The 15,562-nt window shown below is 70.5% G+C and carries 12 protein-coding genes; 4 read left to right on the top strand and 8 right to left on the bottom strand.

Annotation, left to right across the window (positions count from 1 at the left end; all coding sequences use genetic code 11):
- Positions 1-110 precede the first annotated feature (110 nt).
- On the bottom strand, positions 111-1,718 hold the full coding sequence (locus tag AC07AB_RS39595) for a S1 family peptidase (protein ID WP_478577419.1): 1,608 nt from the start codon (positions 1,716-1,718) through the stop codon (positions 111-113).
- A 63-nt stretch (positions 1,719-1,781) separates the two neighbouring features.
- A complete protein-coding gene (locus tag AC07AB_RS39590; protein WP_478577417.1) occupies positions 1,782-2,276 on the bottom strand; it encodes a hypothetical protein in 495 nt (164 codons plus the stop codon).
- A 417-nt stretch (positions 2,277-2,693) separates the two neighbouring features.
- Here AC07AB_RS39590 and AC07AB_RS39585 point away from each other — a divergent pair, with 417 nt between their 5' ends.
- Both AC07AB_RS39585 and AC07AB_RS39580 read left to right on the top strand, forming a co-directional pair.
- Positions 2,694-6,656, top strand: coding sequence for a polymorphic toxin-type HINT domain-containing protein (locus AC07AB_RS39585; protein WP_478577415.1), 3,963 nt, complete (start codon positions 2,694-2,696; stop codon positions 6,654-6,656).
- 4 nt (positions 6,657-6,660) lie between these two features.
- The gene (locus AC07AB_RS39580) at positions 6,661-6,900 is read left to right on the top strand and encodes a hypothetical protein (protein ID WP_478577412.1); all 240 of its coding nucleotides are present in this window, start codon (positions 6,661-6,663) and stop codon (positions 6,898-6,900) included.
- 655 nt (positions 6,901-7,555) lie between these two features.
- Here AC07AB_RS39580 and AC07AB_RS39575 read toward each other — a convergent pair.
- The 6 genes from AC07AB_RS39575 to AC07AB_RS39550 all read right to left on the bottom strand — a co-directional run bounded on the left by AC07AB_RS39575 (position 7,556) and on the right by AC07AB_RS39550 (position 13,895).
- Positions 7,556-8,827: a hypothetical protein gene (locus tag AC07AB_RS39575; RefSeq protein WP_478577409.1), complete on the bottom strand. Its 1,272-nt coding sequence runs from the start codon at positions 8,825-8,827 to the stop codon at positions 7,556-7,558.
- Positions 8,828-9,163: 336 nt separating this feature from the next.
- The gene (locus AC07AB_RS39570) at positions 9,164-9,598 is read right to left on the bottom strand and encodes a DciA family protein (RefSeq protein ID WP_478577406.1); all 435 of its coding nucleotides are present in this window, start codon (positions 9,596-9,598) and stop codon (positions 9,164-9,166) included.
- Complete coding sequence (locus AC07AB_RS39565) at positions 9,595-10,218, bottom strand: hypothetical protein (RefSeq protein WP_478577403.1); 624 nt, start codon at positions 10,216-10,218, stop codon at positions 9,595-9,597. Before AC07AB_RS39565 ends, AC07AB_RS39570 begins: the two co-directional genes overlap by 4 nt.
- Positions 10,146-10,514 carry a transposase gene (locus AC07AB_RS39560; protein WP_478577400.1) on the bottom strand — a complete coding sequence of 123 codons (369 nt, stop codon included), beginning with the start codon at positions 10,512-10,514 and terminating at the stop codon, positions 10,146-10,148. Before AC07AB_RS39560 ends, AC07AB_RS39565 begins: the two co-directional genes overlap by 73 nt.
- A gap of 23 nt (positions 10,515-10,537) precedes the next feature.
- Complete coding sequence (locus tag AC07AB_RS39555) at positions 10,538-13,501, bottom strand: NACHT domain-containing protein (protein WP_478577397.1); 2,964 nt, start codon at positions 13,499-13,501, stop codon at positions 10,538-10,540.
- A gap of 196 nt (positions 13,502-13,697) precedes the next feature.
- Positions 13,698-13,895: a hypothetical protein gene (locus tag AC07AB_RS39550; protein ID WP_478577395.1), complete on the bottom strand. Its 198-nt coding sequence runs from the start codon at positions 13,893-13,895 to the stop codon at positions 13,698-13,700.
- On the opposite strand from AC07AB_RS39550, the gene AC07AB_RS39545 reads away from it, so the two are divergent.
- A complete protein-coding gene (locus AC07AB_RS39545) occupies positions 13,894-14,190 on the top strand; it encodes a hypothetical protein (protein ID WP_478577394.1) in 297 nt (98 codons plus the stop codon). The genes AC07AB_RS39550 and AC07AB_RS39545 overlap by 2 nt on opposite strands.
- A gap of 117 nt (positions 14,191-14,307) precedes the next feature.
- On the top strand, positions 14,308-15,468 hold the full coding sequence (locus AC07AB_RS39540) for a methyltransferase domain-containing protein (protein WP_478577392.1): 1,161 nt from the start codon (positions 14,308-14,310) through the stop codon (positions 15,466-15,468).
- The last annotated feature ends 94 nt before the right edge of the window (positions 15,469-15,562 follow it).

Below are 15,562 nucleotides of genomic sequence, written 5' to 3'. Positions count from 1 at the left end.
CGTAAACCGGAAACTTTCGGTCTTGGTTCCGCCGGAGACGGGACCCACCCCCGCCTGCCCGGGACGTCCGGGCAGGCGGGGCTGCTCCATGCCTTCGCTGAGGTTGGTGGTCAGCGGTTGACGAGAGGGATGGCGTCGTGGGTGCCGTTGGCGTCGACGTGGGGGTAGTAGCCGAGGTTGCCGTTGGCCCAGCGGATGAGGATGTCGTCGGGGCGTGCGGCGGGGGTGGTGAAGGCACCGACGGTGAGTATTTCGGCGTTCTTCCAGGGGGAGCCGACGTCCCGGATGCGGGTGCGGCCGTGGAAGCCGTTGGTGTCGACGCCGGGGAAGATGGTGGTGTCGCCGTCCTGCCAGCGGATGACGAGGTCGTCGGTCTTCTTGCCGGTGAATTCTCCGGCGCTGAGCTGGGCGGCCCCGGTCCAGGCGTCCTTGCCGGCGTCGTGGAGCTGGGTCCAGCCCTTCAGGCCCTGGGTGGAGGTGTGCGCGTACATGGACACGGACCCGTCGTCCCACAGGACGAGGAGGTCGTCGCGCAGGGGGTTGTCGGTGTAGCGGCCGGCGGTGATCAGGCGGGCGTTCTTCCAGAACGGGTTGTCTCCGCCGGGCTCGCGCAGGACCTGCTCGTCGTGGACGCCGTTCTGGTCGAGGTGGGTGAAGGTGGAGAGTTTGCCGTTGGACCAGCGGACCGTGACGCCGTCCAGGCCGTCGGCGGCGAAGGTGCCGCCGGTGATGGCCTGGGCGCGGGTCCAGAAGCTGCCCGCGGCGGCGATCTGGTGGGCGGTGGAGAAGGGCTGCTTGGGGTCGTCGTGGTCGGCGCCCTGGTAGAGGGTGGCGGAGCCGTCCTTCCAGACGACGAACAGGTCCATGCGGCGCCGGCCGTCGGCGGGGCTGGTGAAGTGGCCGGAGGCGAGGTAGGCGGCGTTCTGCCACTGGGCGCGGTCGAGGAGGGTGCGGGAGGCGACGGCCTGTATCCAGCCGGCGATGTCGTCGACGCGGGCCTCGGAGGCGGCGGTGCGCTTCTCGGCTTCGTCGGTGCCGAAGCAGCCGGCCTGGCCGGAGGTGCTGTGGATGCCGACGAGTTCGTAGTTGCCGCCGGTGGCGCGGAAGGCGGGGCCGCCGGTGTCGCCCTGGCAGACCATGGCGGTGTCGGTCTTGCTGGTGAGGGTGACGCTGGTGTCCTTGACCGCGCCCACGGTGGCCCTGGCGGAGTGCAGGCGGTCGGGGACCCATTCGTCGGCGGTCCGGCCGTAGCCGCTCACCAGGATGTTCTCGCCCGGCAGCAGGGAATTGAAGCCGAGGGGGGCCGGGGTGATGCCGGTGACCGGTTTGGCGAGTCTGGCCATGACCAGGTCACGGTCGGTGCGGGGCACGAGTTCGACGACGTCGGCCTGGGTGCCGGTCTCCTCGCGGGTGAGGTCGGTGCGCCCGATGATCGCCGTCGTCCTCAGCTTCGGGACACCGGCTTCGATGGGGGTCGGGTGGACGGGGTCGTCGGTGAAGCAGCTGGCGGCGGTGACCAGCCACTGCTGCTCGACGAGCGTGGCCGAGCAGCTGCGCTGTCCGCCGATGTCGAGTTTGGCCGTGAACGCGTAGGAGCCCTCCTTGACGGTCTCACCGGCGACCGCGTGGGCCGGCGCGGCGGTGAGCGTCAGGGTGGCGGCGAGGGCGGTGGAGAGGAGACCGGTCACGCGCGCTATGCGCGGTCGTCTGACAGGCATGAGTCTTCCTTCGGAGACGGGGCGGAGCCGGCTGCGGCCGGGGTGCGTGCCATGAGCGGGCGGTCAGGCGGTGACGCGGAGTTCGACCAGAACGGTGGCGGGCTGCTTGTGGCCCTCGCCGACCGGTGCGTCGGTGTCCTTGGGGACGTCGACGGTCTGGGTCTGGCCTTCCGAGGTCAGGCTGGCCTGGACGGCGTAGTCCCCGGTGGCGATGCGGAAGACCTTGGGGATCTCCAGGGAGAGGTAACCCTTCTTGCCGGTTCCGGTGACCTTGAAGCAGAACGTGCCCCCGTCCGGGTCAGGGTCCTCGCGTCTGGAGGACATGACGACGATGTCGTGGGTGGCGGCGCAGTCGGCCAGGGTGATGTGCCCGTCGCCCTTGCGCAGGGCGATGCCCCGCTCCTTGAGGATCTTCTCCGCGTTCGGGTACTGGAAGGTTTCCACCGCGGACGGCAGCGGGTTGTCGTCCGCGGGATCGGGGGCGGCGACTGCCGCGCTACCGAGGATGGTGCCGGCCGCGATGGCGCAGGCGGTTCCGAAGGCACCGGCAAGCAGCATTTTGCGCGCGCGAGATATCAACAAAGGTTCCTTCCGGGATTCTAGCAATGAGGCAGGCAGTGCGTAATAGCGAAATAAAGACCAGCGGCCGGTAACCTACCACCCTTCTCGACTTTGTTGGATTTTTCCCTGCCCTAAAGTGCATAAGCGCTAATCAGGGAATCGTTACCACTGGTAATTTCCTGATGCATGCATGACAATCTTGATCATCTTTTGACCGTTTGCGCAGGTCAGAGTGGGTCGATTTTCGGCCACGCCCTCCCCTCCCTGCCCCGGCGGGGCGGATATGCTCACGCCGCCGAATTGCGGCAGCCATCGACCGGCAAGAGGGGTAGATAACCAGTGAGAAATAGCCTTTACTTGGCGAGACCCGGGAGAAGACAGGCGCTGGGCATACGCATCCTGTGCCTGACCCTTTTGCCTCTCGCGCTCCTCCTCGGCCTGATCGGGCAAAGCCCCGCCTCGGCCGACCCGAAACCAGGCGACGGAACCTCCCTGCCCGAGAAGACCGACCGCGACCGGATCGTGGACCTGTGGATGCAGGGCGGTACCGATACCCGGGCAGCGGCCGAGACCGCGCTGCTGGGCTCCGACGCGGACGTGCGCCAGTTCTTCGACCGGGAGAAGGACCTGGCCGAGCTCAACGACGACCGTCTCGATGCCACCCGCATGTACGACGTGGGCGGACCTGAAATCCGCAAAGAAATACACAAGGTGCTCAACGGGACGACCGAAGAGCTGCGGGCCTTCCTGAAGACCGGCTGGCAGGAACCGCTGCGCCAGGACCGGCGGATCGAGGCCACCCGGATCGAGGACGGCGCCGGCCCCACCGTCAAGGCGGCCGCGCGCAAGGCGCTGAACGGCTCGGACGAGGACGTCAAGAAGTTCCTCGACACGATGCAGTACAGGGCCCGGGAGGCCGACGAGCAGATCCGGGCCACCCAGATCGAGGACGGCGCCGGCCCCGCGACCAAGGCGGCCGCCCGGCTCGCGCTCAACGGCTCCATCGAGGACGTCCGAGAGTTCTTGAACGTCGGGCAGTACGTCGCCCGCGCCCGCGACCAGGAACGGGCCACCGTCGCCCAGCTGACCGAGCAGGCCGAGGAAGCCGGCAAGGTCGCCAAGGAGCAGACCGAGGCCGCCAAGCGGGCCTCCGAACGCGCGGTGCAGGCGTCCGAACTGGCCAAGGAGCAGGCACAGAAGGCAGCGGAAGAGACCAAGGCGGCCGGCAAGGACGCCGGACGCGCGGCGAGCGCGGCCGGGCGCGCGGCCGAGGCGGCGAAGAGCGCGGCGAAGGCGGCGCAGGAGGCCATCGGCGCGGCACAGGCCGCCAACTCCGCTGCCCGCATGGCCTCGAACGCCGCCGCGAACGCCGCCTCCGCCGCCGCCGGAGCCGCCGAGGCGGCGTCGCGGGCGCGCGATGCGGCCGCCGACGCGGCCAACGACGCGGGCGGCGCCGCCAACGCACGCAAGGCGGCCGAGGACGCATTCAACGCGTCGAAGGCAGCCGAGCAGGCCGAGGAGGCCGCCGCGCAGGTGACTGTTGTCACCCGTGCGGCGGGCGAGGCGGCTGGGGCGGCCGCCAGTGCCAGCGCCAACGCCCTCAGGGCCGCCGACGCGGCGGACGAGGCCGGCAACCTCGCCGGCCAGGCGGGCGCGGACTCCGCCCAGGCCAAGCAGTGGGCGGCCACTGCCCGCAGCCAGGCCAACGCGGCCGCCCGCGCCGCCAAGCAGTCCCAGGCCCTGGCCAACGAAGCAGCCGACGCGGCGGACGAGGCCCGGGAGGCGGCCGGCAAGGCCGCCGATCACGCCCGGAAGGCCGGCAAGGCCGCCGAAGAGGCGGCCAAGCACGCCGGAGAGGCAGCCGACGCCGCAGAGCAGGCCGACGCCCACGCAGACGCGGCCCGGGAAGCCGCTGACACGGCGACCCGCGCGGCAGCGACCGCGAGCAAGGTCCAGGAGACCGCCCGCAAGGTCGAAGCCGCGGAACTGGCCTCCCGCACCGCCATCCAGGTCCAGCAAGCCAGAGAACTCCGCCAGGCCGACGAGCAGCACGAGGCGGAGATCGCACGGGCGGCCCAAGCCGACAAGGACCTCGGCGCCGAAGCCGCCCGCCTCACCGACGAGGCCGCGAACCCGGACACCGACACCAAGGACCTCGCCCCCAAGGGCCGTAAACTCGCCCTCCAGATCCTCAAGACCCGCGGCGCCTGGAGCCAGGCCGCCGCCAAAACCGCACTCGGCGGCAGCGACGACGCGGTCCGCGCATACCTGCGCACCGGACGGCAGAAAGCCGTAGAGGAGGACCAGCACGACGAGGTCCAGCACCTGGCGGACGAGAGCGGCATCAAATCCGTGAAGGAAGCCGCGGCCCAGGCGCTCAAGGGCGACGCGAAGCAGATCGCGGACTTCCTGCGCACCGGCCAACACGACGCGGCGCTCATCGACTACCGCCTCCGCGCCACCCAGATCTCCGACGGCGCCGGCAAAGAAGTCAAGGCCGCCGCCCGGGAGGCGCTGCAGGACGGCTCGGCCGACAAGGTCCGCGCCTTCCTCAACAAGGACCAGTACCGCGCACGTCTGTCGGACGAACGCATCGAGGCCACCCGCCTGGAGGACAGCGGCGGCCCCGAGGCCAAGGCGGCCGCCAAGGTCGCTCTCGAAGGCCCGCCCCAGCTCCTGCACGCCTTCATCCAGGTCGGCCAGTACAACGCCATCCGCCGCGACGAACTCGCCACCACCCACGTCGCCGCCGTCAAACAACTGGTCGCCGAAGCCGCCGTAGCCGCGTCCAAGGCCCAGCAGAACGCCGCCCTGGCCTCCGGGGTCGCCGCCAACGCCCACCACGCTGCGGACAAGGCCGCCGAGTACTCCAAGCAGGCCCAGACCTCCGCCGGCCAGGCCAAGGACCACGCCGCACAGGCCCGCACCTACGCCCAGCAGGCCGAGAAATCAGCAGACGATGCGGCCCGCTCGGCCCGCACCGCACGCGCGGCCGCAAGCGACGCCGCAACCGCCGCCGACTCGGCCGAAGCCTCCGCCGCACGAGCAGAGGAATCAGCCACCTGGGCTCGAGGTTCTGCCGACGCCGCATACAGCTCAGCTGCCGCCGCGTATGCCTCGGCTGTGCAGGCAGGCAAGGACGCCGACGCCGCAGCCCGCGCGGCAGCGGGAGTCAAGGCGCGCGTCGAAGAACTCCGCCTCGTACAGCAGCATTGGGAATGGGCGCAGCAGACCAGAGAACAAGAGATGAGGGACGAGAAGAAATCAAAGGAAGCACGTGAGGCGGAGGCCGCACGCCGGCAGGCCGCGGAAGTTGAGCAACAGGCGGGGAAGTGCCCCACCTTGTTCTGGGGGATAAAAGACCCCCGCTGCGTTCAAGGAATCCTCGGCACCCTCCTTGAAATGGGTGGTGCGAATGACGCTGTCGCCTGCGTCGTCGACGGCTCCTGGGAAGGCTGCGGCTGGACCATCGCAGGGTTCCTGCCGGTAGGGAAGGTCGCCAAGGGCCTTGAAGTCGGAGTGAAGGGCCTCAAGGGGGCAGACGATGTAGAGAAACTTGCCCGCGGATCTCGCATCAACAAAGAGGCGAGTGGTCTCAAGCATTGCACCCAGTGCTTCCTGGCCGGCACCAAAGTCCTCATGGGTGACTCCTCCACGCGGAACATCGAGGACATCAGGAAGGGAGACACAGTCCTCGCGACCGACCCGGTCGCCGGGGTGACAGCTCAGCGCAAGGTCACCCGACTGATCATCACCGAAGAGGACAAACACTTCAATGAACTGGCCATCGCCACCCCCGACGGCCCCCAGAAAATCACCGCCACCTACGAGCACCCCTTCTGGAGCCCCTCGGCGAACCGCTGGCTCAAGGCGAAGGAAGTCGCCCCGGGCACAACGCTCTTGAGCACCGACCACACCACTGTCGAGGTGCAGGCCAATCGTTCCTACGACCGGCACGCACGCACCTACAACCTCACCGTCGAAAACCTTCACACGTACTATGTACTCGCGGGGACCACGCCGGTACTCGTGCACAACAGCAACTGCTTTCCACTCACCGAAGGAGATATCTGGGACGGTTCATTCGAGGTTGGAGGGCAGACGATTGAGACGATGGCGACCGTCAGAGCGGCCGGAGACACCATGCATCTGGACGGATTGATGGTTTTCCCGAAGGGGACTCAGGGACTCAGTCGCGCCCCGATTGGGCCAGATGCAATCCGGCAGATGAAGCGCTCCATCGCCGAGCAGGCGAGATCTCAGGGGTATAGCACCGTCGTGCTGCATTATGAGCGGCATATACCGCAACCGGACGGAAGTATCTTCAAGCGCCCAGGGTCGATGACCTTGGACGTCGCAAAGATCCTAGGAGATTAGAGAAATGGATCGATCCCGACTGGATGGGTTGGTATCGAGCATCGTGGGTCGAGGGCAAGTTGAGCGAGAACCGGTATTCCAGGAACTGCGAGAACTGGGCCTGTCGCCGATCGAAGCGATCTACGTAGCTTCTCGTGTACTTAACCTGCCTTTGCCCGAGGCGAAGACCGCGATTTATGCGAGCGCCGCCTGGCGTGGTCAGCACGAGGATTGGCAGCGGCTTCAGTCTGGCCTTGAGGAGTGAAGATGCTCGCCAGTCCAAAGTCGCAGTAGCAAATTCGAAGCCCCGTCAGGTACCTCCTGGCGGGGCTTCAGCATGCTCTGACGGCAGTAGTTGACGGCAGGGACGGCGCCGCTGTCCGAGCGGCAGGTTCGCATCGTGCGCGTCGCCTGTGAGTGGGTGGCCGCCTACAGGGGGGTGCCCGTGGTGCGCGAGCCCGCCTCAGCGGCGGGCCTCTCCTCTCCTTTGGTGCGTACGGGTGGCGGTAGCGGCTCACGCCACCTGCGGGCCCGGCGTACCGCCGTCGCTCGGTTCGTGGGCGCCGCGATGTCCTCGCCCCGGGCCAGGCGCTCGAAGAGCGCCTCGTCCTCTTCCTCGGCGCCGGTACCGGCCAGGGCCCAGCGGACCAGGACGAGGGGAGTTCGGTGGCCGGGGCATGCTCGATCTCGCGGTCGAACTCATCCCTCCGCTCGGCGTGAAGCGCGGCACGGACGTCCGCGATGGTGCCGGGGATCTCCACGAGTTCCCCGCCGATGACGGTCTTGAGGATGGCTCCCATCCGGGCCTCCTTCTTCTTCCTGCCCGTACGGTCGCGGCACCACCATGGTGGTGCCGAAGCTCGGCTCCGCCCAGAAGCGGGGATGGCATCCGCGCGCCGAAGGCGAGCGCGGCCGTCTGCCTACTCCCTTGTCCGGTCGGCGCACGCTGAGCGGATCTCTTCCAGCAGATGCGGATAGTGCTGGCCACACGTGTTCAGCGCATGCCACACCGCGTCCAGCGCCGCCGTGAGCGGAGCGCGCTCGGCGGCAGCGAGCACGGCGGGGAGAGCCAAGTGGGGCTGTGAGATCTCTACGGGGGCGCGCGGCGTGGCCGTGGGGCCCACCTCCAGGGCGACGCCGTGCCCCACGCCGGTGGACGGTGCCGATCTCTCATCGCTCGTCGCTGCCGGTACGAGCGCACTCAGTTCCCAGCCGGGGCCAAGCCGCACCGGTCCGGCGCTTGCCGACCCCGCAACCGGGACGCACTTGGCTCCGGCCCCCGTCAGAGACACCGGCAGACGGTATAGCTCTCGTTCGGGTGGCATCGCTTGGAGCACCGACCGCTCCGGTACGCGGGGGTCGGAACGCAGCATCTCCCACATCCGGGCCTCGTCATCGAACGGCGACGGCAGCGGACGTCCCTGCGCCAGCTCTATGAGCGCCTGGGCGGCCCACGGCACATCGGTCAGACCCGCCGCCTCGCAGGCCCGCCGTGCGGCCAGCACGGCCACCGCACGTTGGACCTGGGGACCTGCGGCATCGAGGGTGTGCACCAAGTCGCTGTCGAAGCGGAGCAGACCAAGGACATTGCTCCCGCGGGCACCGCGCAGTCCATCGCTCGGCAGCCGTCCGCCCCACTCCCACTGCTCGCGGTGCAGGCGCCGCTCCTCGGCGGCCCGTTCCTCGGCCTGACGGGCCAGGCGTTCAGTCTCGGCGCGCTGCTCGGGGGTGGGCGGGGGCGGGAGTTCGCGCGCGTAGCTGTGCCAGTACGCGGCGTTCTGGGAGGTCTGGCGGATCACACGGTCCGGGCAGAGCGGGGCGGGCCAGAACTGCAGGAGGTAGCTGTCGGCCTGTGGTTCCTCAGCCCCTCTGGTGTCGAGTTCCCGTCCCTCATCCATCCCCTGGGCGCAATACCGCACCCGGTAGTCGGTCCGGGCGAGACCCAGGTCCCACGCGGCCTCGCCCGCCCACTGCACCAAACAGGTACGGTCCGACACCGGTCGGAAGGACACCTCCACCACGTCCCCCCAATCCGCATCCAGCGGAGGAGCGTCCTCGTGGACCTCGACGACGAAGCCGACGCTGCCGGTGTGCAGCCCGGTGACTAGATGGGGGTTCGCGCTGCCCGGATCGCTCTCGACGTATATCTGGCCGTAGTGCACGTGCACCTCGCCTGTGACCGGTCTACGCACAGCACTCCCCTCGTCAAGAACGGCCTCGGGAACCCTGTCGGGCAGGCCGTCACATGCCCCGCATCATGCAGCAGGCCACTGACAACCGGGCACCGGCGATCGCCCCTTGAAGGATCTCCGCAGGGGGCGGGTCTCCGGTGCATCCGAGGCGTCGGGACGGCTGGCTCCGGCCGACGGCAACCGTACGGACGGTTCAGCGCTCGGTCGCCGGCCTGGAGGCGGGCGCCGCGGCGTGGGCGGTCTCGATGCCGCAAGGCGGACAGGTCCGAACCGGTGAAGTTGCCAGTTCTGCCGCGGGTGGCCCGGATGGCCACCACCACCGCAACGAGCTGGGCGTCAGGGCTGGACAGCGCCAGTGAGACCACGTAGCTCAACAGGGCGCGGGCTGTTTCCCCCCTGCGGGGACGTCAATTGGCCGTCGCGATCAGTTTCGGTGTGCTCCAGCGCGGCTCGTGCCGATGGCCGGAGCGTCGGGAACCACGTCCAGGCGGGCGGTGTCCGCGTCGAATGCCACGGCCTGGATCCGCCCGGCGGGTTCAGGCCGGTCGTGGCGAGGGTGGCGTCGAACTGGGCGACCATGCCGCGCTCGGTCATCATCTGGCCAATGGCGCTGCCGAGTCCGAGCGGCTCGCGGCCGTCCCGTCGTGCGGCGGTGGTGACGCGCCGCTTCGGCTTCTTGCTGGCGGTGCCGTTCTTCCTCGCTGTCTCCCGGGCTGCGACCAGGGCTTGGCGCGCGAGGTCCACGCCGCTCAGCTCCGGCTCGGTGGTCATGCGATCACCGCCCTGGTGGCGTCGCTGGCCAGCGGGCGGGCGGCGAGCTCGGGCAGCCGGTCCGTCCACGGTGCGGCCGCAGCCGTCTCGGTCCGCGCGGCGGCCTGCTCGCGCAGCTGCTCCAGCCGCACCGTCAGCAGGTACTGCGCGGTGCGTTCGCGGGCTGTGTCGGCGGCCTTCGTCGCCGCGGCGACGGCGTCCGCGCCGTGCGGGTTGTGCTGGAACCAGCGGCGGTTCTGCTCAGTCCGGTACTCCCGGCGGGCCTCCGCCTCGGCTTCCTCGATCCGCCCCAGCCGGCCCAGCGCGCTGGCGCGGTACTCCGGCAGTGCCTGCTCCACGGCCTGGAGCGCGGCGAAGGCGAGCGCGGACGCCGCACTGGCCGGGTCCGCTTCCAGCTCGCCCGGCTCCACCATCGCCATGAACTCGCCCTGAGCCTTCGCGATGTCCGACGCCAGCGACGCCCGGACGTGGTCGGTGACGGCCGTGATGTCGCTCTGGTCGTCCAGGTCAGCGGACCAGGTCGCGGCGACCAGGCCGGCCTCCACGATCAGGGTCTCGGTCCGGCGCTGGTAGCCGCACGCCTCGCACAGCCCGCCCGCTGCTGCCCGCAGTCCGCACACGCCAGCACCTGCCGCAGTGCGTCAGCCCGGGTCTGGGCGGCCCGTAGCATCCGCTCGAAGGTGCTGTCCAGAGCCGACCGGCGGAAGCGGGTGTGCAGCGTGTGCCACGAGCCGTACCGCTCGGGCACATCCCGCCACGCGGTCCCGGTCCGGAACTTCCACACGATCCCGTTGAGCACAGTGCGGTCATCAAGACGCCTCCGCCCGCGCAGTGACTCGGGCAGCAACGGCTGGACGAACTCCCGCTCCGTATCGGTTAGTTCATGACGGCGTATCACCCGGCCATGATCCACCATCCAAGATCAATTGAAGACGCTGCCTAGCCCTCGTGCCTGCCCGGGGGCGGGTCGGCTTCGGGGCGCACGGTGATGTCCCCGTGGACGGTTCCGGCCTGGACGGCGCCGCCCGTCCGCGCCTGCCCCGAGATCTCGTTGCGCACCCCGTCACGTACCTCGCCCCGCGCAGCGGGCCGCGCGACGGGCTCGGCGGGCGGATGCCAGAGAGGGCCCGCGAAGCGGGTCAAGGCGGCTGCGAGGTCCGCGGGGGCCGACGGTACGACGGAGAGCAGAAGGACGGTGTACCAGCCGTTGCCGCGGCGGAAGTACGGTACGGGCACGCGGGTGCCGGGCCGGAGGCGTACGTGGACGGCGTAGACCTTCGTGTCCCGCTTCCGCTGGACGCACTTGCGTACGGCGACCTCCTGCACCCCCGCCCAGGCCAGCTGGTCACGGCGGCGGCCCACCCGGAAGGCGAGGTGTTCGCGCGTCAGGGAGAGTTCGTGCCGCTGCGGCCGCAGCAGGCCCAGCAGCGTGACCAGCACGCCGTACAAGGGCCAGAAGAGCAGGACGATGAGCACCCCCCGCCATTCGCCCTGAACGGCCTGGCGGATGAGCACCAGGAGCAAGAAGAGGGTGATCAGCGGCCAATGGGCGAGGGCGATCCGGCGCTGTCTGCTGCTGACACGGAAGCCGTGCTCACCGTCCTCATGGACCGTCCAGCCCCGGCGCGATGACAACGGCTCCCGCTCGGCGTCCGCGATCTCGTCGCGGAAACTGCGCGGAGGCGCGGGGGCGGACGCGGGAACGGACGTGGAATCCGGCTCGGGGGCGGACGTGGGAACGGGCGCGAGGAACTGTTCCGGTAGCGGCTGCGGCGTGGCGCTCGCCATGGGCGACGGGACCGGGACCGAACGGGTAGCGGATGTGGGAAGTCCCCTGACCCGGACCGCCAGGTGCTCCTGGAGCCGGAGGTGCCGGAACCGGTAGACGCCGCCGCTGCGCTGCAGCAAGCCGCCGTGGTGGGCGTCGCGCAGGAACTCCATCAGCGACCACGGCACCCGCCCGGCGGTCGCCAGCCACCCCTTGGCCAGCAGCCACCGGCTCCAGGGGCTCATCAGCAGCATCATCGCCGAGGCCCCGAGCCACCCGGCGATGCCCCCTTCCAGCGCCTTGCCGTGCGGCCCGTACCAGCCCAGTACGACCCCTTGCCCGGCCCCGATCAGCACGGCGACCGTGCAGACGGACAGCAGCACGGTTTTGCGTTCGCTCAGCAGCACCTCGTCCGGCGTGCTCGCGTCCTCGGCGTCGGTGGGCGCGGCGATCGCCACCATGAACACCGGGGCCAGCAGCGTGCTGCACACGATCATCACCAGATACGGGCGGGGGTCGGAGGCGTCCATGAGGATCCAGCCGAACCCCGCGGTAGGGAGGACGACGACCGCCGCGGCCTTGGCCGCCCGCCCGACGGACGCGCCCCGCCCGGCGGAGCGCAGGGCCGCGCCGATACGGAAGGGGTTGGCGCGCCTGCGCGGCTCGCCCCGCCGGTAGCCGAACCACATCTCCACGGCCAGCCACACCACCGAGCCGTACAGCAGCCCCCCGGTCAGGGCCAGTTCGTCGCCCGTCCCGGTCTCGTACGCGCGTGCCGGCCAGAAGCCGTCGGCGGCGGTGGCCAGCCACGACAGCGCGAAACACACCACGAGCAGGGTCGGGACGGCCAGCGTCCGCACCAGCGCCGTGCGGTGCAGCCGCCACCAGGCCAGCTCGGCCGTCCGGCCGCGGTCGAGGTGCCCGGCGATGTACGCGAGCCAGTGCCGGGCGCGGTCCGGGTTCCACTGTCCCGGAGCGTGCAGCCGGTCCGGGTCGTGCGGATGCTCCGTGAAGACCGCTGGAAAGATCACCTCCAGCAGATGCTCCTCGACCGCCTCCCGCGAGGAGAAGCGCGGATGCGTCAGCTCCAGCGGATCGGCGGGCGGCATCCGGTAGCCGCGGCGGGCCAGCCAGATCATCAGCGGGCTCGACAGCGCCTGCGCGACCGGCCCCGCCGCTCCCCGCGGGTCGCGGTCCACCGCGTCGAACAGCAGCTTCCAGCGCCTGCGAACGGACGGGTCGGCGTTCCGCAGCAGATACGCGGCGGCCTCCTGCGAGCCGACCGGCCGCGCCTCGATCACGGCGGCCCGCGCGATGTGCCGTCCCGCGGCGCGCTGTCTGCGGTACTCCTCGGTGCGCGAGGCGAGGATGAGGAAGTCCCGCTCCCCCAGGGCCCGGTCGATTTCCTGGAGGACCAGGGCCTGCCGGTGTTCGGGAAGCTCGTCGAGCCCGTCGAGCACTGGCAGGATCCGGCGGTCCTGGATCAGCCGTACGGCGGGGTGCCTGCCGTCCACGCGCGGCAGGCCGGGGTACTCCTCGGTGATGCGCCGTGCCAGCCAGACGTGGAAGTGCTCGCCGTGCGGGTCCCACGACTCCAGGGTCAGGACGACCGGGGCGACAGCGGGCACGGGCCGGGCCGTGGCGCCGCCGTCCGCGCGTCGCGGCGTCAGGCACCGCTCGGCGAACTCCAGGGCGAGCATCGCCGCGAGCGTCGACTTGCCCGCGCCCGGCCCGCCCAGCACCACGAGGTGGCGCGGGCGGAGCCCTAGGAACGCGTCCGCCACCATCGCCAGCCGGTCCCCGCCGGGGTCGACGTCGGGGGCGGGGTCGGCATCGGGGGCGGGGTCGGCGTCGGTCTCCCGCAGCGCCGGCCAGTCGGCCTGCCACCGCACCGGGAGGGGATCGCTCGCCGCCACGTCACGGGCGGTCATCTCCGCCACCCACTGCGCCCGGACGCTGCGCGCCAGAGCCTGCGCCGCCCGCTCGACGGGGTCCGCGTCCGGGGGCAGGTGGACGTTGACGTCGCCGCGCACCTGCCCGATCTGGATCACATAATCGGCCGTGCCCTGCATGACGTTGTGCGAGCCCAACTCCCATTCCATGCGGGCATTGTGGGCCACATCAGGGCTGCTCACGCCCGTTCTCCTCAACTTGCTCCGGTAGCGTTCGCAGCGGATGGGGCGCAGCGGCGGAGTGTGGGTTCACCGGCCTTCGCCCCGTCGGGTCACCGGGTGCCGCTTCATACAACGGGCCTGGCGCCGCACGGCAGAGATGCCGTGGGGCGGCGCTGTGCGGCGGTGCGCGCCTGCGGTCAGTGCCCGGATCGCTGTCTCACACGATGCCGCTGGTGGTGAAGGTGTCGGCGAGTTTGAGCCAGTGGTCCAGCGTCGCGGCGGCGGCTCCGGTGTCGATGGCGCCCCGGGCTCTGTCCGCCGCCCAGACCCAGATCGAGCGCACGGCCGCCGCGCCCGCCGGCGAGTCCTGGGCCAGCCACTTCTCCATCGGCCGCTGGGCGTACGCCTCCGGCATGACCCTCGCCAGGATGGGCGACCTCGACGGCGCCCGCGAACACCTCCACGAAGCTCTTGATCGTTACGGACTCGACCGCCGCCGCACCCGCGCCAGCGCCAGCGTCCTCGACCACCTGGGCGAAATTTGCCTGCGCCAAGGCGACCTCGACGGTGCTCTGGAGACATGGAGTGGATTCCTGGCCTGCGCTGAGGCGGTCCAGTCCGTCAGCTCCTCGGCAAAGAGGCAGGACGACGAGCCACCGGCCGGGGCCCATGCCGGCCTGGTGCCAGCGCGCGCACTCTCGGTAGCCTGAAGTATCTGCTCGGTTAGGGGGCGCGATGGGCAAGCACGGCGGCAAGCCGGACCCAGCTGAGAGCGACGGCCACAAACCCGACAAGCCCATCCCCCCGCCGCCCCCGAAGAAGTAACCGTGGCCGCGGGCCCAGAAGAGCTCGCCGGCCTTCTCGCCGACGCCGGGCACCTCGCGCCCGGCTGGCGAAAGGTGTTCGCCGCCGTTGACCGCGGCCAGTTCGTCCCTGACGAGATCTGGATTCGCGATGGGGACGGCTACTTTCCTCTGTCCCGGGCCCTTGAGCCCGGCCGGTGGCGGGAGTGCGTCTACAGCGACATCCCGCTCGTCACTCAGGTCGAAGACCCGCCCGGCGCCAGCCCCGCGTTCACGCCGTCCAGCTCGGCGTCCTTGCCGCAGGTCGTCACAGTCATGCTCGGACACCTCGACCCACGCCAGGGCCACCGTGTCCTCGAGATCGGCACCGGCACCGGCTACAACGCCGCCCTCCTCGCCGAACTCCTCGGCGACGACCAAGTGACCACCGTCGAAGTCGACACCGAGCTCGCCGCTCGGGCCCGCCGTGCCCTGAAGGCCGCCGGCCATGCCCCGTCGGTGGTCACCGCGGACGGCGCTGATGGCTGGCCCGAGGGCGCGCCCTACGACCGGCTCATCGCGACGTGCGCCATCCACCAGATCCCCCACCCGTGGGTCGAGCAGCTCTCCCCCGGCGGCCGCATCGTCACCCCCTGGGGCACGGGACTGCACAACGGAGTCCTGCTCCGCCTCGATGTCCACCGGGGCCCGGACGGCCCGGTAGCCCAGGGGCCCGTGGTGGGCGACAGCGCGTTCATGTGGATGCGCGCCCAGGCCCCGCCCCGCGACGTGATGGCCACCGTCCACCACCCCGAGAACGCCACCGCAAGCCGCACCCGACTGGACCCCCGCTACCCGCTCGGCGACACCGACGCCGCGTTCAGCGTCGGCCTCATGGTGCCCGGCACCCGCAGCACAGTCGGCCACGGGCCCGACGGCGAATGGACCCTCTGGCTCGCCGACGCAGCCACCGGCTCCTGGGCCTCCCTCGACTACCTCCCCGACGCACCCAGCTTCGAGGTCCAGCAGCACGGGCCGCGCCACCTGTGGGACGAAGCCGAAATGGCCTACCGGTGGTGGGAACAGGCCGGATCACCGGAACGCACCCGCTACGGACTCACCGTCACCGCAACCGGCCAGCAGCCGTGGCTCGACCAGCCAGACAACCCCGTACCCAGCCCGACAACTAGGGCCTGTGTGGAGTAGTGATCTCGTGGGGTCCCCGGTCTGGGAGGGTCGGGGGTCTTGGGGTACAACGGTGGGGTGTCTCGACCTCAACTTTCGGATGCTGAGTGGGAGT

The sequence above is a fragment of the Streptomyces sp. NPDC044033 genome (assembly GCF_056434425.1).
The sequence above is the reverse complement of the archived record's forward strand: the minus strand, read 5'-3'. Positions and strand labels throughout refer to the sequence as shown.